General features: G+C 60.2%; 25 protein-coding genes. 23 read left to right on the top strand and 2 right to left on the bottom strand.

Features of this window, described 5'->3' with window-relative positions:
* The first annotated feature begins 246 nt into the window (after positions 1 to 246).
* Positions 247 to 480, top strand: coding sequence for a hypothetical protein (locus ABH944_RS43735; protein WP_404615474.1), 234 nt, complete (start codon positions 247 to 249; stop codon positions 478 to 480).
* 207 nt (positions 481 to 687) lie between these two features.
* On the opposite strand, the gene ABH944_RS43730 is transcribed toward ABH944_RS43735, so the two are convergent.
* On the bottom strand, positions 688 to 2,058 hold the full coding sequence (locus ABH944_RS43730; protein ID WP_404615473.1) for an autoinducer binding domain-containing protein: 1,371 nt from the start codon (positions 2,056 to 2,058) through the stop codon (positions 688 to 690).
* Between the two features lie 181 nt (positions 2,059 to 2,239).
* Here ABH944_RS43730 and ABH944_RS43725 point away from each other — a divergent pair, with 181 nt between their 5' ends.
* Positions 2,240 to 2,527 (top strand): hypothetical protein, encoded by a 288-nt coding sequence (locus ABH944_RS43725; protein WP_404615471.1) that lies wholly within the window; start codon positions 2,240 to 2,242, stop codon positions 2,525 to 2,527.
* A gap of 44 nt (positions 2,528 to 2,571) precedes the next feature.
* On the opposite strand, the gene ABH944_RS43720 is transcribed toward ABH944_RS43725, so the two are convergent.
* Complete coding sequence (locus tag ABH944_RS43720; RefSeq protein WP_404615470.1) at positions 2,572 to 2,841, bottom strand: Arc family DNA-binding protein; 270 nt, start codon at positions 2,839 to 2,841, stop codon at positions 2,572 to 2,574.
* Positions 2,842 to 3,235: 394 nt separating this feature from the next.
* Here ABH944_RS43720 and ABH944_RS43715 point away from each other — a divergent pair, with 394 nt between their 5' ends.
* The 21 genes from ABH944_RS43715 to ABH944_RS43615 form a co-directional block, all read left to right on the top strand.
* Positions 3,236 to 3,901 (top strand): lytic transglycosylase domain-containing protein, encoded by a 666-nt coding sequence (locus ABH944_RS43715; protein WP_404615468.1) that lies wholly within the window; start codon positions 3,236 to 3,238, stop codon positions 3,899 to 3,901.
* Between the two features lie 205 nt (positions 3,902 to 4,106).
* Positions 4,107 to 4,319 (top strand): hypothetical protein, encoded by a 213-nt coding sequence (locus ABH944_RS43710; protein ID WP_404615466.1) that lies wholly within the window; start codon positions 4,107 to 4,109, stop codon positions 4,317 to 4,319.
* Between the two features lie 7 nt (positions 4,320 to 4,326).
* Positions 4,327 to 4,764 carry a VirB3 family type IV secretion system protein gene (locus ABH944_RS43705; protein WP_404615464.1) on the top strand — a complete coding sequence of 146 codons (438 nt, stop codon included), beginning with the start codon at positions 4,327 to 4,329 and terminating at the stop codon, positions 4,762 to 4,764.
* Positions 4,761 to 7,331, top strand: coding sequence for a VirB4 family type IV secretion system protein (locus ABH944_RS43700; RefSeq protein WP_404615462.1), 2,571 nt, complete (start codon positions 4,761 to 4,763; stop codon positions 7,329 to 7,331). Before ABH944_RS43705 ends, ABH944_RS43700 begins: the two co-directional genes overlap by 4 nt.
* A 23-nt stretch (positions 7,332 to 7,354) precedes the next feature.
* Positions 7,355 to 8,122 (top strand): TrbJ/VirB5 family protein, encoded by a 768-nt coding sequence (locus tag ABH944_RS43695; protein ID WP_404615460.1) that lies wholly within the window; start codon positions 7,355 to 7,357, stop codon positions 8,120 to 8,122.
* Entirely contained in the window at positions 8,112 to 8,357 is a 246-nt protein-coding gene (locus ABH944_RS43690) for a hypothetical protein (RefSeq protein ID WP_404615458.1), read from the top strand. The genes ABH944_RS43695 and ABH944_RS43690 overlap by 11 nt, the downstream gene beginning before the upstream one ends.
* Before the next feature lie 69 nt (positions 8,358 to 8,426).
* A complete protein-coding gene (locus tag ABH944_RS43685) occupies positions 8,427 to 9,302 on the top strand; it encodes a TrbL/VirB6 family protein (protein WP_404615478.1) in 876 nt (291 codons plus the stop codon).
* Between the two features lie 242 nt (positions 9,303 to 9,544).
* A complete protein-coding gene (locus ABH944_RS43680) occupies positions 9,545 to 10,480 on the top strand; it encodes a VirB8 family type IV secretion system protein (RefSeq protein ID WP_404615456.1) in 936 nt (311 codons plus the stop codon).
* Positions 10,481 to 10,530: 50 nt separating this feature from the next.
* Positions 10,531 to 11,388 (top strand): TrbG/VirB9 family P-type conjugative transfer protein, encoded by an 858-nt coding sequence (locus tag ABH944_RS43675; protein ID WP_404615476.1) that lies wholly within the window; start codon positions 10,531 to 10,533, stop codon positions 11,386 to 11,388.
* A gap of 18 nt (positions 11,389 to 11,406) precedes the next feature.
* Positions 11,407 to 12,762 carry a TraB/TrbI/VirB10 family type IV secretion system protein gene (locus ABH944_RS43670; RefSeq protein ID WP_404615454.1) on the top strand — a complete coding sequence of 452 codons (1,356 nt, stop codon included), beginning with the start codon at positions 11,407 to 11,409 and terminating at the stop codon, positions 12,760 to 12,762.
* A gap of 11 nt (positions 12,763 to 12,773) precedes the next feature.
* Positions 12,774 to 13,433 carry a hypothetical protein gene (locus ABH944_RS43665; protein ID WP_404615452.1) on the top strand — a complete coding sequence of 220 codons (660 nt, stop codon included), beginning with the start codon at positions 12,774 to 12,776 and terminating at the stop codon, positions 13,431 to 13,433.
* Positions 13,434 to 13,488: 55 nt separating this feature from the next.
* Positions 13,489 to 14,526 (top strand): P-type DNA transfer ATPase VirB11, encoded by a 1,038-nt coding sequence (gene virB11, locus ABH944_RS43660; RefSeq protein ID WP_404615450.1) that lies wholly within the window; start codon positions 13,489 to 13,491, stop codon positions 14,524 to 14,526.
* The gene (locus tag ABH944_RS43655; RefSeq protein WP_404615448.1) at positions 14,523 to 14,813 is read left to right on the top strand and encodes a hypothetical protein; all 291 of its coding nucleotides are present in this window, start codon (positions 14,523 to 14,525) and stop codon (positions 14,811 to 14,813) included. The genes virB11 and ABH944_RS43655 overlap by 4 nt, the downstream gene beginning before the upstream one ends.
* Positions 14,814 to 14,869: 56 nt before the next feature.
* On the top strand, positions 14,870 to 15,232 hold the full coding sequence (locus ABH944_RS43650) for a hypothetical protein (protein ID WP_404615446.1): 363 nt from the start codon (positions 14,870 to 14,872) through the stop codon (positions 15,230 to 15,232).
* Complete coding sequence (locus ABH944_RS43645) at positions 15,229 to 17,016, top strand: type IV secretory system conjugative DNA transfer family protein (protein ID WP_404615444.1); 1,788 nt, start codon at positions 15,229 to 15,231, stop codon at positions 17,014 to 17,016. The genes ABH944_RS43650 and ABH944_RS43645 overlap by 4 nt, the downstream gene beginning before the upstream one ends.
* Positions 17,013 to 18,719 carry an LPD7 domain-containing protein gene (locus tag ABH944_RS43640; RefSeq protein ID WP_404615442.1) on the top strand — a complete coding sequence of 569 codons (1,707 nt, stop codon included), beginning with the start codon at positions 17,013 to 17,015 and terminating at the stop codon, positions 18,717 to 18,719. The genes ABH944_RS43645 and ABH944_RS43640 overlap by 4 nt, the downstream gene beginning before the upstream one ends.
* A 61-nt stretch (positions 18,720 to 18,780) precedes the next feature.
* Entirely contained in the window at positions 18,781 to 19,491 is a 711-nt protein-coding gene (stbB, locus tag ABH944_RS43635) for a StbB family protein (protein WP_404615440.1), read from the top strand.
* A 1-nt stretch (position 19,492) separates the two neighbouring features.
* Positions 19,493 to 19,933, top strand: coding sequence for a hypothetical protein (locus ABH944_RS43630; RefSeq protein WP_404615438.1), 441 nt, complete (start codon positions 19,493 to 19,495; stop codon positions 19,931 to 19,933).
* Positions 19,934 to 19,991: 58 nt separating this feature from the next.
* Positions 19,992 to 20,318 carry a TrbM/KikA/MpfK family conjugal transfer protein gene (locus ABH944_RS43625; RefSeq protein ID WP_404615436.1) on the top strand — a complete coding sequence of 109 codons (327 nt, stop codon included), beginning with the start codon at positions 19,992 to 19,994 and terminating at the stop codon, positions 20,316 to 20,318.
* Positions 20,319 to 21,097: 779 nt separating this feature from the next.
* Positions 21,098 to 21,526 (top strand): hypothetical protein, encoded by a 429-nt coding sequence (locus ABH944_RS43620; RefSeq protein ID WP_404615434.1) that lies wholly within the window; start codon positions 21,098 to 21,100, stop codon positions 21,524 to 21,526.
* A 455-nt stretch (positions 21,527 to 21,981) separates the two neighbouring features.
* The coding region (locus ABH944_RS43615; protein ID WP_404659721.1) for a hypothetical protein at positions 21,982 to 22,222 on the top strand (241 nt) is incomplete at its 3' end.

Here is a 22,222-nt window from a genome sequence, read left to right as displayed (position 1 = left end):
TTTCGATCCCGATGCTTTTGACCTCGCTGCCGTCAACGAACGACTAGCGGAATTTGAGTTCTGAACGGTCGGCGCGGCCTCTGCATGACGCTTACTTTAGATGGAAGTTGTAAACGTAAAGATTTCAATCGCTCGGATGCGGTCGTTTGCTGTCCAGACGCAAGCGACCGGACATAGGGCGACGCGGCAGGAGAGATCAATAAGTTGCGATGGATAGCAAACTGGGCCGCACGTTACGCGCCTACTGTGGAGCAGCAGGCGCAAAAGGCTTTGCCTGAACTCCGTCTGGAGCTCTTTCAAGCCGAGCAACGAATTCTTGATGCACAAGTACACGCGGACTACTACCGCGCGCGATTAGCATTTTGCGAATCGGTGCTGAAAAATGGCATTGAGCAGGTTAGCGACAGGCGAAAGGAGCCGGGAACGGCAGTTGCGACGTTGCGCGGCGGCCCTAAGCTAACAGCAGCGCAATCGGCTTGAGGACGTCCCGGTCCAAGAACTGAAGATGTCCTGCTGTAAGGCGGTCGGGGCTTCGCAATTACGCGTTAAGGTCAGCGAGGCGTTCGCCGGAAAGGGCCACTTCGCAATTAATGCATAAAGCCAACCCGCCAGGCCTTGCGCCGCTGCTGTTACGTGCCGCACCTATATTTGGCAAACCTAAGCATTACGATGCGGGCGGTAAGGCGCTTAGTGATAGTCGGCTGGTGGCGAACCAAGCGTACCCCAGGTCGCCGAATCATCCGCTGGCGATCCGCCATTCATCGTTGACGGATCCCACCGGGGAATGCCCGCCGCGGCGCAGTCGTCGATTGAGGCGGTTGTCGCCGTGTGATATACGTCGACCCGTCGAAATTCGCACTCATCTTGCGGAAACTTAATCATCACGAGGGTTCGCTGCGCCGTCTCAACGTCGGGGAAAACTTGCGCATCGTCTAGCCCCGCCGGATTGAAGTGTGACCAAAAAGGAATCCCATAATTTTCACGTAAGAGGGTTCCGCAGCGAGCGCTGTGTATGACGTAGCCTACCTTACGTTCCGACGCGATTGCCAGGAATCCCTGCTCGGAAGCCGAACGCGCAGCGTCCACAACAGTTTTTGTCCTGAGCTTCGCATTGATGGAGCGAACGATTTGACGCCGCAACGCGTAGAGCGAAATACTCAGACTCTCCGCAATTGACTCGAGCCTTTCACCGCGTGTAATCGCGTTCAAGATTTGTAGATCGAGCGTTGTGAGTCCACTAATTTTGAGCGCTAACGCTTTCTCTTGTCTCGCGTACCAATTCAGCAATTCTGCAGCTAGCAATTGAAAGATCAAACGGTTCCTGCGCAGCGGCTCTTCGCCGTTTTCCGAGGGAAGATGGTTGTTCGCAGCGTACAACGCGCCGAACCTCCGTGCACCCGGGTGATGTGCTGGCATGACAATCCAACTGCCCATGCCAAAATGGCGCGAGACTTCGCCCATCTCTCTCCAGCTTCCTGACAAGTTTTCAAATAAACCCACGTCGGACGAGAAGAAAGGTAGGTGCGATCGGCTTGCGTGCAACAGGAAAGGGTCGGTCGCGTACCATTTCTTCGCGACGTACAGTTGCGTCACTTCCGTGTCGGAGCCGGCCAGGATCCGATGCGACTGTTGCTCTCCATCCCGCGCTTGCTCAGTCAACACGAAGAACGCGGTATTCGCACCATGCGATCGAACAATTGCCATCATCTGTCCGATCAGTGCACTTTCATCTTGAGCGTGGGCCAAAAGCCGAATCGCTTCGAGTGGATCGCCTATGCGGGGCGATCCGGCATCAACAACCGTCGGGGTCTGCGCGCTCTGCACTAAATGAGAAAGGGTCGGCTGAACGACGTCTTGATACGGCTCGCCGCGCATAAAGCTGCGTAGGTTTGCATCATTTGCGAGCAAGACCTGGGTCACCGGGACGTCGCCGCGTCGCCGCGACTGCGATCGAGATTCGCGCTCGAGCAAGACGCCTGCTTGACCCTGCCGCGCACGAAGTTCGACGATCTCCCTTCCGATTGAAAGCGTAGCTATCTGCGGATCATTTGAGAACATAACGACACCTACAATGACAACCCGCTCATTTAAACTCTAGCAACAACAACAAATCATCTGAAGTTACAACCGGTAACATTGTGAAATGGCTAGCGCGAACATGGCGACATTGTCAAGGGGTGGACGGTGTCGCCATGCAGCTTCTAGCATGGCTTCACGTCTTGAATAAGGCCAGAGACATATGCCATTGGAAAATTTCAGTCTGCTTTCCCGCGTCTGGGGGGCAAGCGCCGTCATCATCCATGTTGAGTTTCAGGAACTTCGCCAAGGCACACGCAGTACATGGCAAGCACTGGTCGTCGCTCGCGACGGCCAGATGTATTTTTCGAATGTGAAAGGTGAACCCAGGCGATGGGCGAGCCTCGACCGTGCGTTTCAAGAGCTAAGCGCGGCTGTGCCACCGCTGGCCGAAATGAAAATTGTCCGCGCGGCGCAGCGGTATAGCCGCTCGAAGCAGGTTTCGGCGTGATGGCTGAGTCGACCGAAAACAAAGCGGAAGTGAATACATCAGCCCTATTTGGTTTGCACAGCCTCAAGCATGCGCCGGGCAATCGTTTGAATCTCGTCCGGCGTCATTAGGTCAGCAAGCTTGGTATTTGCCAGTGACTCGCAGACCCGTTGCACGGGATCTCCTGAGTTTGGCTGCAGGGACTCTGGGAAGGTTGGCTCGAGTCGCGCGATAAGCTCCGCGTTAAGTGACCGACGGTTGCCGTCTGCTGCCGCTTTGAGCTTGAGGTAAAGGTCTTGAGGCAGTCGAAACTGCGAGCGATAGGTATCTTCCATAGACGTATTTGACACTACCGCGTCACTATGAGTATAGTGACATACGGTCACTAAGTAGTGACACTTCGAGATGCAGCACGGATTGAACGTAACGAGGCTGACTAACAAGCGGCGAGGAGAGCCAGCCAGTACCGGTCCAAGTAGCGCTTGAGACCAACGACCGCCGTCCGTTAACGGCGAAAGCTGACGCTGGCGCTGCCGACCGATGAAACGCGTTCCGTGAAAGCTAGCATCAAGGCAGGATAGCTTGTTTAGCGCAAGTAGCGGTTGATGCCGGTGCTACCAACACCGACATCAACCTAACCATTTTTCTCCCCTACGAGGTCGAAGATGGCTGACAGGATTATATCGTTCCAGAATGCGCGGGCCTGCAATGGTCGATACGGTGAAATCCATGATTGATTTCATTGCTCTCGCTCAACAATGCGCGCCTCACGTCGCCCCAACGACGCTACAAGCGCTCGTGCGCACGGAATCGGCCTTCAATCCGTATGCGATTGGCGTGGTCGGTGGTCGTCTCCAGCGTCAGCCCCGCAACCGTGCGGAAGCGATCGCGACAGCAAGAGCACTCGACGGTCAGGGCATCAATTTCAGCGTTGGGCTCGGGCAGGTTAACAAGTCCAACCTGTCTCAACACGGCCTTAACTTTCAAACCGCATTTGACCTTTGCGCAAATCTCCAGGCAGGTGCGGAGATTCTGCGAGATTGTTACGCGCGTGCGGCCACTACGATGGGCGTTGGGGATTCGGCCCTGCGTGCGGCCATCAGTTGCTACTACAGCGGCAATTTCACGCGCGGCTTCAGGCCTGATTATGGTGGAAGCAGCTATGTGCAGCGTGTGTTGGCCAACGCCTTGCCGGCCGATAGCCCGGTCGACGTCGTGCCGGCCATTCCCGTCGCGATGGACCGGCCGCGGCTCGATGGCCCGGCCCACATCAAGCCTGTCGTTGCACATAGGCCAGGCGTTCCGCGCGACGACGCAGCACCTGACACCCGCAATCAGACTCATCCGTCATGGGACGCGTTCGGCGATTCCGCCTGTGAGGGCGACTGCGACTGACCTGATCCGCGACGACTCAGCGTGATCTCAACCACCTGAAAGGGGAGAAGCCATGCATTGCAATACGAAGCTCACATTCATCAAATCAGTAGAACTGAGTTGTTATGCATATCGCATGCCAGTACAAAGGATCGGAACCCGTGTACGCCAAACGATAGCCTTAGGCATCGCGATCGGTCCCGAACTCGCATTCGCGGGTGGCGGGTTGGACTCAGCAACACAGGGCGCGACCACCTTCAAGATCTGGCTCTATGCGTTCCTCGGTGTGGTCGCAGCATGCGTACTGATGTGGAAGGGCGCGGAGTGCTGGGCCGATCGCGCACACTGGAGCGAGTTCGTGACGATGTGCGGCAAGGTGGCGGTGGTGGGTTCGGTGGTCGGCGTGCTCGCACCGTATCTGTGGAACATGTTCAGCTGAGCACGTCATGTCGGAAAAAAACCGCTACCCCGGATTCAACGGCCTTGGCCGCACGGCGGCCATATGGGGCATCCCTTACATGGCAATGCTGGTGGTTGTGGTCGCCTCGATGTTTGTCGGCGTGTTGATCTCGTTTTTCGTCGGGCCGGGCGGGCTGCTGTTTGTCTTTCTCGGCTCTCCGGTGCTGCTGTACTTCAAGCACGTGTGTGAAACTGATGATCAAGGCCTGCGGATCATGTGGCTGGAGCTGCGCTGCCGCTTCTACTTCTGGCAGTTGCGCATCCGGGCGCGGGTGAACGCCGGTCGCGCAGCACCCCGCTTTGGAAACACGGCAACGCTCGCTCCCCTTAGATACGGCCGGCAACGCCGCGTATACCGCGACTTCTTCAAACCGTTGGCTAATGGCGAGCGCCGTTTGCGCGAGCTCGAAACGGAGCAGTTATGAAAGGCAAACCCCTTGTCTTCAGCGAGATCCTTGGCGCGATCGGCGCCGTGGAGGACTGGATCCCGAAGTTCGGTCATCCGGTCACAAAGCACGTGCAACATCTCGAAGGCAACCGTTTTATGGTGACGTTCGCCAAGCGCGGCGTGCCCTTCGAAGTGCACGAGAACGGCGCGATTGAACGTATGTTCGACCGCGACACCGAAACGTACAGCAAACTCGGGCGCGACCTTGGCGGGCGCCTGGGTTACTGTGCGACTTTTACGCGCCGGCGCGTCACGTTCGACCGGGTGTACCGCTTCAACAACCGCTTCATGCAATGGTTCGCGAAGGCGTACATCCAGCCGTTCAACGAAGGTAACTTCTACGAGAACCGGTATTACCTTTCACTGATCCTGAAGTATGACGATTTTGACGACGGGCTGACGGAGATTGAATCGCTCGCGCAGCAGGCGCTGATGCAGCTCTCCGACTATGAGTCCGAGCTGCTTGAGGTGTACGAGCGCACGCATATGAACGGCACGAAGATGCTGTTCTCGAAACTGTACGGCCTCGTGAGCGACCTGATCAACGCGACGCCCGGTGATCTGCCGGTAGCTGCGGAGCCGGGCACCGACGTTATTCCTTCGAGCTATCTGCATTTCGGCTATAACACGGTCGCGATCCGGGGTCAGGCTGTGCCTGACTCCCGTCAGTTTGCCACCTGTTACGACCTCCGCGGCTTTCCGGACAAACCGGGTTGGGGCCAGTTGAATCCACTGCTTTCGTTGCCGATCGAATTCACAGTCACACAAACGTTTAACTGCATGACGGGTTTCGAAGCTAACCGGTCGATCGACTCGGCGATCAACAAACTGGAGTCAGCCGCCGACAAGGCGAAGCATCAGGTAAAAGAGCTCCGCGACGCGCAGGGCTATGTGAATACGGGCGAACTGTCGTTCGGCGAGTACCACGGCGCGGCCGTGATCTATGGCGAGACGGCGAAGCAGGCGCTGGATAATGGCAACCTGTTCGCTTCGCGCTCGCAGAATGAATGCAGCGTCGAATGGGCGCTGGCAACCGGCTCGGCTCCCTTTACATACTTCTCGCAGGTCCCGGGTGCGAAGGTGAAACCGCGGCCCAAACCGCAGTCGTCGCGCAACTTCGCGGCGATGCACGCGTGTCACGACTATTCAACAGGCAAGGCTGAGGGTAATCCGATCGGCGACGGCTCGGCCATCATCCCGTTCCGCACGGCGGCCGGCAGTGTGTACCACGGCAACTACCATGCGACCCGGCTGGGTGACATCAACGTTGCTGAGAAGATGGCCGGACATCTCGAGGCCAAGGGAACGACGGGTACCGGAAAATCGTCGCTCCAGGCCGCCATGAGCGGCATGCTGTCGCGCTTCAACCCGCAGCTGTATGTGCTCGACAAAGGGCGCGGCTGGGAAGTGTTCATTCGCGCGATGCGCGGCGCGTACGTCTACCTGGAAAAAGGAAAGCCAACCGGCTGGGCGCCATTTGAGCTCGCCGATACGCCCGACAATCGCGAGTTCCTGTACGGGCTGGTCGAATTATGCGGCCGCAAGAACAGCATCGATCACCAGGGCAAACCGGTCAAGATCGATCTGAGCGCTGCGGAGAAGATCCAGTGCCGCAATGCCGCCGACGCCATCATGGGCATCGAGGATGTGCGGCTGCGCCGCTTCAGCCTGTTGCTGGACAGCATTCCGGACGAAGGCGACGACTGCCTGCGTGCGCGGCTCTCAATCTGGTGCAGGTCGGAGAACGGCCGCTTCGGGTGGGTGTTTGACAATCCGCCGAACCTGTCGTTGAACATGAGCGAGCAGCGCTGGATTGGCTTCGACGTCGAAGCTTTTCTCGTCGAAAACTATGAGCCGTCCGAGCCGGCATTCGCCTACCTCTTTCATCTGAAGAAGCTGATGCGCCGCGAAGGCCGTCTCATGCAGACGGTGATCGAAGAATACTGGCTGCCGATCCGCTTTCGTACGATACGCGAGCAGATCGAGGAGACGCTCGCCAGTGGTCGCAAGGAAGGCGAGTTCATGTGTCTGATCACGCAGCAGCCGGAGCAGGCGCAACGCGCGGCGGACCTCTTCCCCGCGTTGCGCAGCCTCATTGCCACCAAGATGTGGCTCGCCGATCCTGCCGCCGAGGAAGAGCCTTATCGGCGCGACGGTATGACGGGCAAGGAATTCCAGGAATTCAGGAAGCTCGCGCCGCAATCACGCCGTTTTCTGATCAAGCAGGGCAACCAGTCCGCGTTCGCCAGCTTCGACCTGAGTGGACTCGACGACGCGATTGCGGTGTTTTCTGGCGACCGCGAAAACGTGCTGATCTGCGATGCGGTGCGCGCCGAACTCGGCGACGATCCGGATGTCTGGCTGCCCGTGTATCTGGAGCGTGTGTTCGAGCGCAAGCTGCGCGCGCGTCTGTCGGCGAAATACGGTGCCGACGAGCGGCTGTGGGGCAATGAGTTGCAGCACGGTCTCGAGCGCAAGCGTGCCGAGCTCGCTGTTATCTACCCGCCGGTGCACGAGCCTGCAGACGACGAAGTTCTTGCCTGACGTCTGCAACTGAGGAGGAGATGATGAACAGCACTACTGTCTATCCGGCCATACCCCGCACTGTCGATCCAGCGCTCACCGAGCTTCGCCTGACGCTGCGCGAACGCTCACCGCGCTACGGCATGAGTCTCACGTTCCGGCCACAGTGGCTGCGGCCCCGAAGCTCTCTCATTGCGCTGCTGTGTGCCTGCACGTTCTCGCAGGCACAGGCGCAGGGCGTACCGACGATCTCGCCCGCCGAGCTCGCGCAACAGATGGTGCAGGTCCAGCAACTGTTTCAGCAGATCCAGAATCAGGAGGCCCAGTATCAGGCGCTGACCGGCAACAGCAGTTTCGGCAACATCATGAACGACGCCTCGCTGCGCAACTACCTGCCAGAACAGTGGCAGGACATTTACAACCAGGCGAAAAGCGGGGGCCTCAGCGGCGTGAGCGCTTCGATGCGCATGATTGAGCAGCAGGAAGGCATGACCGGCGCGAGCACGGCTGGGCAGCAGCGCTATTACGACACGCTCGCGACGAACAAGGCGATGAACGAGCAGGCATACAGCGCGACGATGGCACGGCTGAACAATATCCAGGTGCTGATGCAGCAGTCCAACCTCACGCAGGATCCAGCGCAGAAGGCGGATTTGCAGAACCGCATGACCGCTGAAGAGGCGATGGTCACGAACGACCAGACGCGCCTGCAGCTCACCGCGCAGCTTCAGCAGGCGGAACTGAAGCTTGCTCAAGAGCAGCGCGACCGCGAATTCGACAACGCTTTCCTGGGGAAAACCAATGCTCAATAAGGCTCTTGTCTCGACGGTCATCGCACTGCTGATCGCTATCGCCAGCTACCTTGGATACCTCGCATGGGATCGTCATCAACACAACCTGCAGGAGGAAGCGCAGCAGAAGAAGGAGCTGGCTTTCGATGCCGCGTTCCTGGGGATGACGCCGGAGAAGCTGGCCGCTGAGCGAAAGGCGAAGAGTATCAACGCGGCAAGTGACGATGCCGAAGCGAAAGCGGCAGGGCTGAAGTAAGCGCCTAGCGCAGGCGCCCCTTTAAACCACCGGGAGGCATCCGTGGCAGACATCCAGCTTTTTTCCGCGATGACAACAGCGTTTGACCAGAACGTGTTGAACACCATCACGAGCGGGTCAACTCGCATCATTTCGCTGATTTCACCACTGATGGCTACCTGTTTCAGCATCTATGTGTTGCTCATCCTGTGGACGTATTGGCAGGGGCGCAACGATGAACCCGTCAATGACTTCCTGATGCGCATGGCGACCTGGGCGCTCATCCTTACGTGCGGAATGAACATCCAGTTTTACAGCGATTACGTCGTGCCGTTTTTCAACGGATTAGGCGAACAACTCGCCGGTGCGCTCACCAACGGGAACAATCCGGTTTCCGGCCTGGATAACCTGTTGAACGCCTATATCAACGCAGCGCAGTCGATCTACACGCAGGCGTCAGGACTCAAGGTGATTGCGGCGGTCTGGACGATTGCGCTGATGATCATCTTCGGCGGTCCGTTCATGGCGATAGCGATTGCCTACATCATCCTCGCCAAATTCGCGCTTGGAATTCTGCTGGCTCTCGGGCCCTTGTTTATCTCGGCTGCGCTCTTTCCCCCGTCGCGTCAGTTTTTCTGGAATTGGGTTGGGCAATGCATGAATTATGTATTTCTCGTCACACTGTTCGCCGCTGCCTGCTCCCTCGAAGTCAACTTTGCGATGAGCATCGTTCCGCAGAACGGGTCGCCGTCCCTAGCGCAGGTTATTTACCTTGACATCATGGGACTGGCTTTTTGGGTCATCTCCCTTAACTTGCCGGGTTTGGCATCGTCGCTCGCTGGGGGTGTTGGAATATCGACGATGGTTGGCAAGCTCGGCAGCGTAGCGCGGCTTGCCGCCTCAATGGGAAAATTCGGTGGTGGATCGGCATCTAAAACTGGCGGAAGCCTTAGTGAAGCGAGGTAAATCATGTGCGTGTTTCTGGTCAAGATTGTCCGGTGGTGGCTGCTGGCTGCGGTTGTAGCCACCATTGGCGCCATGGTGTCGATCAAGCTTTTCTGCTGATGGGTACTCGCACCTGATGGTGGGGCGATTTCACCTTTCGCCTCAGTGCATACACAGTGCCGCCGCGTAGTTCACGCGGCGGCAGAGCAGGAGAAACAGAAAATGAAACTTGTAGCAAGTGTGGTGCTCGTGCTGGCAGTCCTATGGGGATGCAGCTCGCCGCCGAAGCCGCCGGAGCCGACCGGACAGTGGGTACCGGTCAATCAGCCGACGGGGCAACAGGCCAGTCGCACGGAACCGAAATGAGGATCGCGATGACATCAACAATCAGACAGTGGTTTGCGGCGACCTCCCCCGCGCGAAAACGTCAGCAGATCGGCAAGGCGTCGACGGCAGACCAGGCGAGCCCTATCGAGGCACACGAGCGCGATGCGGTCAGCTGGTATCTGACCCAAGCGCAGGCTTTCGAGAAATCGAAGGTCGAAGCCGCTGAAGAGAAGGCCCGTACCGCAGACCGGCGCTCGGTTCTCTCGGCTGTTGTCGCTCTGGTCGCCGTTTCTGGCATGGGGGCTTTAGGACTCCTGAAGCGTCCCAACCCACCTGCTGTGCTGCGCGTGGATTCGTCGACCGGTAAGGTGGATGTGCTGCCGACGACGGCCGACGGACATGTGACCTTTTCAGAGAAGACCGACCGGCACGACCTGCACACCTACGTCGAACTTCGCGAAAGCTACGACTGGGAGACGATTTCGGACACGCACGCCGCAGTGATGTTCATGAGCGACTATCACGAAAAAGAAGCTTACGACGCGCTCGTGCGGGGGCCGGCTGGACCGCTGAAGCTGCTGAAGGACCAGGCACGCGTCATCGCACGGGTCGGCTCGATCACGTTCGTGGGATCGACCGCACAGGTGTTCTTCTCACGGCAGCTGATTCCGCTCAACCAGGCCGCAAAAAGACCGGATCCGACATACTGGATTGCGACGGTCGCATTTGAGCGCGTGGATGTGCCGGAAAAGAAGGATCAGCAGGATATCGACCCGGACGGCTTTCGCTGCACAAGCTATCAGGTCACACGCGACTGGAGCCGCGCACCGGCAGATGCGTCGTCGCCAGCGGCCACCGGCGGTGCGTCATGAAGGCGCGACGCCTGGGAGCGTTTATCCGGCTCACGGCCATCGGGATGGGTATGGCGGCCTCTGTCTCGCCCGCGCGAGCGCTTGAAACGCCACACAGCTGCGGTTCGGACCCGCATATTCAATGCGCAACCTATGACCCTGACCAGGCATACCGGGTGTCGACGATGGCGGGGCGCGTCGTGATGATCCAGTTCGAACCGGGTGAACACATTATCAACAGCGGTGAGGGAATAGGCGACGCCAAGGCATGGCACGTGGCGATTAACGACAGCGGGGCTTTGCTCAAACCGGGTGCGCTGCAACCGGAAACCAATCTCGTGCTCGTCACCAACCGGCGCGCCTATTCGCTGTCGCTTGTCGACGTGTCGGCCGCGCAGCCGGCGACGTGGATGCTGCGTTTCGACTATCCGGACACGCGTGCAAAAGCGGCAACCGCGCAGCAGCGCCGTCTGGACGCGGTGAGCGCGGCACTGGCCGGTCGGCGGGCTAATCGGCCGGCGATTCCGGCATCGATCACGAACAACGTGGGTGCAGCGAAAACCGCCCCTCTTGCGTCGACTTCCGTCGCCAATACCCAATACATGATGCGCGGCGATCGCGCACTCGCGCCGACCGCACTGTGGGACGACGGCCGTTTTACGTACTTCAAGTACGCAACCGCGCGTGACCTACCGACGATCTTCACGACGCTTCCCGACGGCGGCGAGGCGACGGTGAACTTCCATATGGAGGGCGACACGGTCGTCGTGCACGAAGTGTCGAAGTCGTTTGTCATTCGCTACGGCCAGTCGGTGCTGGGTATTCGCAACGATGGCTATTCGCCCGATGGCGATTACAACCGCGCGGGCTCGTCGGTACCCGACAGCGCGCGCATCGAGCGCGACCATACCGATGCATCGACGAACTGATCAGGGAGCGAACAGGGCATGACTGAACGAAACGAAATGGAACATGCGGCATCGCCCGACATCGGCCCGCAGCCTTCGCTCGAGCTGCCGGGTCGTCGGAAGACGCGCGTGGGCAAGCTGCGTCTGGTGCTGGTCGCGCTCGCTGTGATCGCGCTAGGTGCATCGGGCGTCACGATCTATCTGCAGCGTCTGTTCCAGCAGCATCAGGACGCGAAGCAGGCGGCGCTGAACAAACCGAAGGACAGCGGAGCGAGCGACGCCAGTGGGGACCTGGAGACGCAAAAGGATCGTATCAAGCGCGCGGAAGCCGAGCAGGCTCGTGCGGCGTCGAAGGCCGCGGCGAATTCCCGGCTTGCGACGCCGGCCGGCGCGGCATCGCAGCCGGGTGGCGCGACGAATGGACAGGCGGTGGCCGTGAGCAACAAGCCGCGGCCGCTCACGCCAGCCGAGCGCCGCTTGCAGGGCAGCGTGCTCGTCGCGGGTAGGGACAATGAAGGCAACAACGATTCCGGCCAGAGCAACGATGGTCCTGTGGCATCGAATGAAACCGCTGGCGGCAGCGACAGTGGCAGCACTGGAGGTCCGGGCCACGATGCCGGTGGTCTGGCCGGTCTGGCGAAGTCGATGGGCCTGTCGGCGCTGCGCGGCGGCAGTGCAGGCGGTGCGTCCGCCTCGGCGAGCAAGGCGGACGCGGGCGACAGCAAGGGCTCGTCGATCGACCAGTCGTTGCAGCCATCGAAGCTGCAGCCGATGCAAGCCTCGTTTAGGCCGAACCGGCACTACCTGCTCAGCCGCAACACGATGATCCGGTGCGCTCAGGCGACGGAGATCCGTACCAACCGGCCAGGCCTGATCGGATGCCCGATCGCTCAGGACGTGTGGTCGGACGATGGCACGACGCTGCTCGTTCGCAAGGGTGCGATGGCGAAGGGCGAGCAGCGCGATGCGGTGCTGCAGGGGCAGGGTGTGATCGGCGCGATCTGGGACGAGATCGACGACGGCGACGTGCATATTCCGCTGAACTCGCCCGCGGCAGATCCGCTCGGCGCCGCCGGCATTCCCGCCTACGTAGACGAGCACTTCTGGCAGCGCTTCAAGGGCGCGCTGATGGTGAGCCTGATCGGCGACTTCGGCCAGGCGCTCGCGAACAAGGCGACCGGCTCGGGCCAGACGATCACGTTCTCCAACAGTTCGAACGCTACGCAGGACGTGGCCGCAGAGACGCTGCGTAACACCATCAACATCCCGCCGACGGCGTACTCGAACCAGGGCTCGGTAATCAACATCTTTGTGGCGCGCGACATCGACCTGAGCGGCGTGTACGAGAACGTCGACGCGCAGGGCAACACGGTTGGCCAGAACGGGCAGCAATGAGGAACGGACCCATGAACCTGAAGATCACCTATCCGGACGATTTCCCGCTGCATGGGCTCGATCGCGGCATGTTCGAGACGAAGCTGCGCGACGCCCTGCGTTTCTGTTTCTACGGCAACACGATCCGACAGTTGGCCGAACGGGTCGATGCACGGCGTGCGCGTGTGGTTCCCGAGGCCTTGCCACTTCGGCAGATCGCCGACGAGCACGCGTTTGAGGATTGCATGACCCTCGACGGGTGCCGGATCGACGACATGTCAGCGCCGCTGCGGCGCAACCTGCTGCGTAACGTAGGGGCGCGTGTCGGGCTGACGATCTCGGAGTGGGGTGACTGCGCGTTGCCGTTGCTCGATGAACCAGTCAATCGCACTGCCGATAACGGAATGGAACTGCACGCAACTAACCGTCGGGCCGTCAACATTCCACCAATTCACGTTCCCCAGCCGCCGCGCACATCACGCGTCCTGCTTGCAGCAGGGCTCTGTGCAGTGGCGATCGGCGGTGCGGCCTGGAAAATGCCCCGGCCTGCCGCACCCCTCAGCGCAACCGTGGTTTCCACGTCCCCGGCTCAAACCCTTCGCGCGTTGGCCAGCAGCATGCCGGACGATCGCCGCCTGTATCGCGTGTCGGTGCAGATCGAGCCCCAGGATACGGGCACCACGCCTCGCTGACCCTGGGCGGCACCATTGATGAACCGATGTGACCCTAAACAATAAAGGAGTACGAATGAGCTCAGTCGTGATCGATGTAATCGAGAAGGGCACGATCGCCCGCAGCTTCCTCAAGCAAATGGGCATCTCGAACTTCTTCGACGGAAGCCTGACCGAGGTTGCGATTAACCGTCCCGGTGAGATCTGGACGCAGGGCAGTGCCGGATGGCGACGGCACGATGCACGGGCCTGCTCGCTCGATGCGTGCTTCAAACTCGCCAACGCGCTGACGGTGATGAAGGGCGGCAAGTTCTCGACGAAGGAGCCGATTCACCCTGTGGTGCTGCCCGAGGGCCAGCGCGGGCACGTGTTGATGCAGCCGGCGTGCGAGCAGGACACCATTTCCATCACGATTCGCATCCCCTCGGAAGTGCGCTTCTCCGTCGCCGACTACGAGCGCAACGGCTGGTTCGACGGCTATCGCGATGTCTCGCCACGCCGTGACATGTCGGCGGCGCTCGACCTGCAGCAGTTTGAACGCGAGATGCTGGAGGCGAAAGCGCGCCGTGATGTGACCTGCATGCTCGACCTGGCGGTCGCGAATCGGCTGAACATCGTGCTCGCCGGCGGCACCGGCTCCGGCAAGACAACACTGAACAAGGCGCTCTCGGATCTGGTTCCGGCCGACGAGCGGATCGGCACGATCGAGGATACGCCGGAGCTGTCGCTGCCCAATCATCCGAACCGGGTACACCTGTTTTTTAGTGACACGTTGTCGGCGAAGGAACTGGTGCGCTCCACCCTGCGCATGAAGTTTGACCGCGTGTTTCTCGCAGAGTTGCGCGGTGACGAGACATGGGACTACATGACGCTGCTCAATACGGGGACGCCCGGCGGCATCACGACCGTTCATTGCAACGATGCGCGCTCGGCACCGTCGCGCATCGCGACGTTGGTCAAGCAGGCCGCGGTCGGCCAGACGCTCGACTGGCAATTCATCATGGAACAGGTGCGCGTAACGGTTGATCTCATCCTTTTCATGCGCAACAAACGGCTCGCCGAGATCTGGTACGACCCGATCGGCAAGGCGCAGTTGCTGGGCTGTGTCTCATGAGCGCGGTACAGACAGGCGAGGTCCGCGACGCAGCGACGGCGATTGCCGACGAAGCGGCCTGCAAATGGCGGTCGTCGGGTGAACTCGCCATGGTGCATCCGTCGGGCTGGTCGATCGCGCGGTATTCGGTTTACGACCAGTGGCGCTACCTGCTGTGGGAGCCGATCAACCGCTGCACTGCGGCGAACGCCAACCAGTTCCACGGACCCTTCGATAACGTGCGCGACGCGATGCGCCTGCATCGCGACCTGACCGCGCACCTGCAACAACAGGAGATGGCCGCATGACAACGCATCTGGAATTTCAGGCCGCTATCGACGTGGCCACCTACTGAGGACCAATTGTGCCGAAATCACTTCGCATTCTGATCCCGGTGGTGGTCTTTCTGATGATTCTGTGCGGCTTCGCGTTACTCGGCCAGTTCGCTGCCGGTGACCTTTTCGGGAAGATGCAGAAGCTGCCGCAGGACAGCGTGGGCGTGTTCACGCTGTACAACTACTGGCATGCCTACGGCGACGTGCCTGCGGTTGTGCGCGCGCTCAAGGTGTGTACGCTGCTGTCGGTGGTCATCACCGGCCTGCCAGTGGTCGTGATCACGATGGCACTCGTATCGGGACGCAAGCGCCTCGCGCAGTACGGCGAGGCCCGGTTCGCAACCCGTAGCGACATCGTGAAAGCAGGCCTGCTGGAGAAGAAACAACCATGACGACTTCACAACACCTGTATCCGCCGTTCATCGTCGGCAAGTACAAGGGCGACTACCTGAAGTACTACGGCCAGGACTTCCTGATGGCCGCCGCCGGCACCCGCTCCGGCAAAGGCACGTCACTCGTGATCCCGAATCTTCTCACCTATCCCGATTCGGTGGTGGTCGAGGACATCAAGGAAGAGAACTACCTGTACACGTCGGGCTATCGACGGGCGTGCGGTCACGAAACCTACCTGTGGGCGCCGTTTTCGGAAGATGGCCGCTCACACGCGTACAACCCCCTCGAATACATCCAGCGCCGCGCGGCCTACACGCGCGTGGGCGACGTGATGACGATCGGCGAGCACCTGTATCCGTCCAACGTCGATGCGAAGCTGAAATACTGGAACGACAATGCCCGCAACCTGTTCATCGGGATCGTGCTGTACCAGCTGGAAACGCCCTCGCTGCCATGCACGTTTGGCGAGGTGCTGCGGCAGGCCTCCGGCAAGGGCAGGACTATCCGTGAACACATCTCGTCGATCGTCAGCACCCGTGCCAATGCAACTCAGGCGACCGATGCACTGCCGGCGCTCAGCTTCGAGTGCCTCGACGCGCTGAACCGTTTCCTGTCGCAATCGAAGGAGGCCTTCGCGAACATCGTATCGACGATGACCGCGCCGCTGAACGTCTTTACCAATCCGGTTGTCGACGCGGCAACTAGCCGCTCGGACTTCGATCTGGCCGACGTGCGCAAAAAACGTATGTCGATCTATGTCGGCATCAAGCCAGGCGACCTGAAGGCCGGCGCACTGCTTGTCAATCTCTTCTTCTCGCAGCTGATCGACCTGAACACGCGCGAGTTGCCCGCCGAGAATCCGGCACTGAAATATCAGTGTGCGCTGGTGCTGGACGAGTTTGCAGCGCCCGGCAAGATCGACATCATCGATACGGCGAACCCGTTCATCGCAGGCTACAACCTCAGACTGATGCTGATCTTCCAGGGCATGTCCCAGCTCGAGGATCCGAAGTTATACGGAAAGCACGGCACCGAAACGCTCGCCATCAACTGCAAGATGCGCAGCCTGTATGCGCCGCGCACGGTGAAGGAATCGGAAGAGTATTCGAAGATGCTGGGTACCTTCACGCACATGGCGCGCTCGCGTAGCCGCAGCCGCGGCCGCAGTTCGTCGACGAGCACCAACGAGTCGGAGCACGGCAGACCTTTGATGCTGCCGCAGGAGCTGCGGGCGTTAAAGCACAACAAACAGATCATCACGATGGAGGGGTGCGAGCCGATCCTGTGCGACAAAGCGTTTTTCTATGAAGACGCAGAGCTCGTCGACCGGCTCGTGCGGCAGAGCCCCTACCTGCAAGGGGTAATGGCGAAGCTGGAGAGGACCAACCGCCGGCGCGCGTGGTTCGGCTTCGCCCCGAAGTTTCCGGACGAACAGCAGATGAAGCACGCTGCATTCGTCGCGCGCGAGCTCTGTGCACCCGTGCCAAAGATCGATGTCGAGCAGTGGTGGCAGACGCAGAACGCCGCCCGCCGTGCGCAGCAGGCCGCCGCGGAAGCGATCAGGCAGTCAACCGGTCCCGCGCGCGACGTGCGCGAGCACGAGATCAGCGTACTTGCGCCTGCTCACTTCGCCAACCGTCACAGCATCCGCGCGTCGCTCTTCCAGCTGATGCCTTATCTGCGCGAAGTCCTGCCGGACGCGGCTGCCACCGCTGAGCCGACCACGGGCGCGCAAACCTCAGTCGCCCCGTCCCAACCTGAACCGCAAGGAGTCACCGTATGAACGAGATCAAATTTCCCACCGACCTGATCGATTACCGCGAGCGTGGCGCGGCCAATGCTGACGATGCGTCGGCGATACGTGCCCGATCGACGCCGCCTGCGAACGAGCCAGACGCTGGCACGTCGCCGGGCAATCGCGAGTCCCGTGTCGACAGCGCGACGCGAGAGCGGTTGAGAAAAATCCGGGCGGCGGATCGCGAAAAGGTCGAGGCGCTGATGAAACGCGACTCGCCGACCAAACCAGTGACCAACACAGCGACCGACGAAGCGGTGACGCCGGCCGCCGGCACGGGCAAGCCGCTCGGGAAGACTCGCGAGCAGACCGAAAACACCATTTGGCCGAAGCCAATCTTCGAGAAGACAGGCTACGACGTGCCAAAGTCGGTCAGTAACCTGTATGTGGCGCATGAAGGCAAGTTTCTCGATCGCAAGAGCGAGACGGTGCACTTCGAGGACAAGGGCCGCTCGCTGTTGACGGCCAGTGAGGACCGCGACGTGATCGCGCACATGGTCGAAGTCGCGAAGGCGAAGAACTGGGGCGAGCTGCAGCTCAAGGGCAGTGAGGAATTCCGTCGGCAGGCGTGGATTGCGGCCGAGCTCGCTGGCGTGCCCACACGTGGATTCAAACCCAAAGCGCAGGATCGTGCCGCACTGACCGCCGCGCGCGAGGCCATGCGTATTGGTGCCGGCGAGGGGGCAGGCGAGCGATCGAATGATGCGGACAAGGCGCGCACGAATGAGATGGAGTCCGTAGACGCAGCAGGGCAAAAGCAGCCAGCTTCGCCAGAGTCGACGAAAACGGGCACATCGAGGCGTGAAAGCGCCGCGCCAGAAGGCGAGCGGACGCCCGCCACGCAACCGTCATCAGCCACGCCGGCCAGCCCCGTTCAGGAAACGCCAACTCCGGCCGGTGTCACGGCGGGGGTGCTGGTGGCGCACGGGCCTGCTCCTTTCAACCACGATGAAAAGCAGAACGACAGCTACTACGCGACCATGCGTACGCAAGACGGTGAGCGCACCGTCTGGGGACTGGACCTCGAGCGCGCGATCGCCGCGAGCGGCGTGCAGACGGGCCAGCAGATCGAACTGGAGAAGGGTGGCAGCCGCAGCGTGACGGCCCAGCAGCGCCAGTTCGATAAAAAGGGCAAGGAGCTCGCGCCGAAGACGGTCCCGAGCCGGCGCAACGAGTGGTTTGTGTCCTCACCCGAAGTGCCGGGCCTGCCCACGCATGAGCAGCGCGAAGCGCTTGCCAGCGCACGGCGAGATGCCGACGAGCGCCGGCGGATCGTCGAGGCTCGCGAACGGTTTCTGAAGGGCGAGTGGAAATTCTCGAAGGAACAGCAGGCGACACTCGATGCGGCACGCGAGCGGATCAAGGCGCAGGCCGCGCGCGAGGTGCTGCGTGACGAGATCAAAGGCCTGCCAGAGCAGCAGCAGGAGAAGCTGATGGGGGAGTTCGAAAGCGCCGTGGCCGCGGCGCGCGCTGCTAACCGGCCGCTTGACGTGCCGATGCCTCAAGTGAGCGAGGCGACGATCGAAGCAGTGCGCGAGCAGATCGAGCGCGAGCGCGCCGGGCAAGACCGGGCATCGGAGCCGCGAGAACAGACATCGGGTCAGTCAATGCGTGAGGCAGGGCATGAGGCAGGGCATGAGGCAGGGCATGAGGCAGGGCATGACTCGCCGACGCTCGAACTCGAACCCTAACGCAATGCGTGTCCGCGACAGCGTCGCGGCCGCCCTGATTGATCAACAAGAGAGACATACCATGAAAATCGCGGTCATCAATTTCTCGGGCAACGTTGGCAAGAGCACCGTTGCGCGTCATCTTCTAGCCCCGCGCCTCGAAGAGGCCGAAGTGATTGCCATCGAGTCGATTAATTCCGATGGCATGGAGACGGCCACGCTGCGCGGCAACCAGTTCGACGAACTGCAGGACCAATTGATGACGCTCAGGAACGCCGTAGTCGACATCGGTGCGTCGAACGCTGAAGACTTCGTCAACCTGATGCAGAACTACGACGGGTCCCAGGAGGACTTCGACTTGTTCGTCGTTCCGACAGTGCCCGCAATGAAGCAACAGGTCGACACGATTGCAACGCTGCGCTCGCTGTCGGAAGACATTGGTGTTCCGGCGTCCCGACTCCGTGTCGTGTTCAATATGGTCGATCCGAGGCGAGACCTCGAGAAACTCTTCGCGAAGGTGTTCGAGGCTCATGAAGACGATCAGGGCTTCATGTTGTGTACGGACGCGGTGATCTATGAAAATCCGATCTTCGAGAAAATCAAGGGATTCGACAGATCCATCATCGAGTTGCGCAACGACCCCACCAACTACGTTGCGATGAATGCCGATGCCATCGAGCAGGGTGAACCGGAAGAAAAGAAGGCCTGGATCAGGCAGATGGTCGCATTGAAGCGACTCGCGAACCGGGTTACGTCCGAGCTGGATGCCGTGTTCAAAGTTTTGGTGCAATGAGATGGGCGCTCCGGACGATTCGATTCGCGAGGAACTGATCGGCGCGGTGCTCGGTGAGCTGTCGCTGCTGCGCCGCGAAGTCGGTGAGCTGCGCACGGCGCTGCAGCAGGCGGGCGATCAGTTCAAGGACAGTAGCGACCTCGCGATGCTCCGGCTAGCCGCGCGCACCGACCAGTTTCTGGCTGACTTTCGGGATAGCACTGCCGGCGTGCTCGACAAGGCCCGGCAGTTTGGCGAGGCGCGTGAGCAACTGCTGGGCGAGATTGCAATCCGCCAGTACGACGACGCCCATGACCGCAGCCTGGACGAGATCAGGCAGATCCTGCGAGAACCACTCGCACGCCCTTCGCTGACCCGCCGGGAAATGGCCCTGTGGGGTGTCGGTACGGCGCTGCTATCGGCAGCACTTGCCGTCATCGCAGTCATGGTGCTGGCGCACTGAGACGAACATCGCCACCGCGTGTGGGACAACCCGTGGTACACACATGGACGCATGAATCATGAAAGCATATCTTGCGATGACGACAACAGCGGCAGTTATCGCCGCAGTGTCGATTACACCGGCTACGGCGCACGCGGATGACAATCCGTCGGCGTGTGGTGCGGTACTGTGTCTCGCCGGCCTGATCAACGGCGGCAGTGCCGGCGGGGACTGCAAAAACTATATGACGGGTTACTTTTCCATCGCGAAATTTCACCACGGCCATTTCGATGAGATTGGCACGTCGAATGCCCGTAGCGATTTTACGAACCAATGTCAGAGCGTCGGATCCGGAACAAAGAAAGGCATCAACGACAGGTATGGAAACGTCCAATCCGGTCCGTGACCCGCGACCGCTCTCTCAGGTTCTGGCACACTTATTCAGGCGCACCAGCAACGCGCCCAGTACCGGAGAAACCTGCCTTGGGGGATTTATAGTACAAAAAGGTCCGGAAAGCGCGCCTGTCTCACGCCGCGAGCTGCCGGTTGGCGGCATCGCCCCGCTCTTCGCGGCACGGCAGCTCGCCCCCAGGCGCGAAGTGTCAAGCCCGATGCCGCTTTCATGCTCGTCTAGCGCGCGTTCATGCGCCATGAGTACGCTCAATACCTAGATCGTCGTCGGCCACTAGAAGCGATGTCGATGCCGATTTTTATTCACTCTCGCTGTCTGTTCTTTCGTTCACCGCGGGTAGCCGATTTGATCTGATCGACGCGCGGAGGTCCGTTGCCTCCTTGTAAGCGGCCGTCGTACCAACGCCATTACGTAAGGCCGCTTCTCAGGGTCGGGGGGCGCCCTTCGCGACAGCCGGCTGGCGGCCAGACGTACACGTCTGGAGGGAGGGCGGCGTCCGTTCCATCTCGGCCATCGGCGGGCATTCAAATAGCCTAAAATTTACGGGAGCCGCATCGGCTTGACGCTCGCTGGGTAATGCAGCGTGGCCCTAACGCGGAGCCGGCATCGCCGTTCCGCGGACGGTCCGACTTGACCACGATGGTCAACACACAAGGGACACCCTTCTTGAGTCATGAACTAAGGGCCGAAATGTTCGCTGCTGCAGGGGTGTCGCCGCATGTCGATCGCTGGGCCCGTTCAACTCGAATGTTACAACCTTTGGGAGTAGCGCCATGGTCGCGGTCAGATACGACGATATTTCTATGGCCTTCGACTTCATTAGCTCCGCATCGCCGATGGAGCACAACGCATATGTCTCGCTCGATACGGGCGAAGTCTATTGGACATCTGAATTCAACGACGCATTAGACGAGGATGTCCCCGACGACCTGGAAACGTCAGATCGCTATCTTACGATACCGCATAAGAACGATCTCGATCTCGGAAGAAGTCTCGCCTTGCGCTTTGTCGTGCAAGCGTTGCCTGCGCGTTACGACCAGGTCGAAGGATTTTTCCGGCGGCCGGGCGCGTACTCGCGCTTCAAGGATCTGCTGCAGCGCGAAGGCGTTCTCGAAGCCTGGTATACGTTTGAGGCCGACTCTGTCGACAGCGCACTGAGGCAATGGTGTGCCGAAAACGGCATCGAGATTCTTGTGACATGACTGGTCGCTTAGTCAGGCGACAAAATGTCTGGCCGCGCCGGGTTACGGTCGCCGTGACAACGAATCACCCAGCGTACCCGCTCCGAGTCGGATCAGAACTCTCGGGTCCCAAATTGTCAGCGACCGGCCAGGAGCGGACGATCGCGCAAGGGCCCGAATCGTCAACAACTAGCGTGGCTTCCTTTCTACGTAGCGCTGGAAATTGGGCCGACAAGAATCGCCTCCTTCCAGCAGCGTTAAAATCTGCTTTTAACCGTCGAACCTACAGATGGCGCACTTATACGATGACACTCGAGCGCTGGCAGCATCCCTTGCTAACGCCGGTTTCCGGCGACACGCGGAGCGACTCACGTCTGCGTTGTCTGAAGGCGCGACTGGAACGGAGATCTTCATGATCTTGCGATCACGCCCTTCCGACCTGATCGACGATGAAGCGGTTCCGTCCAGCTACAAAGATGAAGCTGAAATACTGCGGGACGTTGTTGTTCACGCTTTGCATTAACCTACTGGGACATCTGTTTCGCGCTTTCGACGTCCGTCCGCGTTCGCAAACAGCGTTTGGCAAGCGTCCGTCAGGTGTGGCTTTCCGTCGGGCCGGGTCCGGCCACGAACGGTCATTCGACACAGACCACCATATCGGTAACAATCTCCGGGCAGGCTTTTTCTCGGCGCACAGTCACGGCGACCAAACTAATA

Source organism: Caballeronia udeis (assembly GCF_044909315.1).
GTDB classification, from domain to species: domain Bacteria; phylum Pseudomonadota; class Gammaproteobacteria; order Burkholderiales; family Burkholderiaceae; genus Caballeronia; species Caballeronia udeis_A.
Note: the sequence above shows the minus strand (reverse complement) of the source record. Positions and strands in the feature narration are given on the sequence as shown.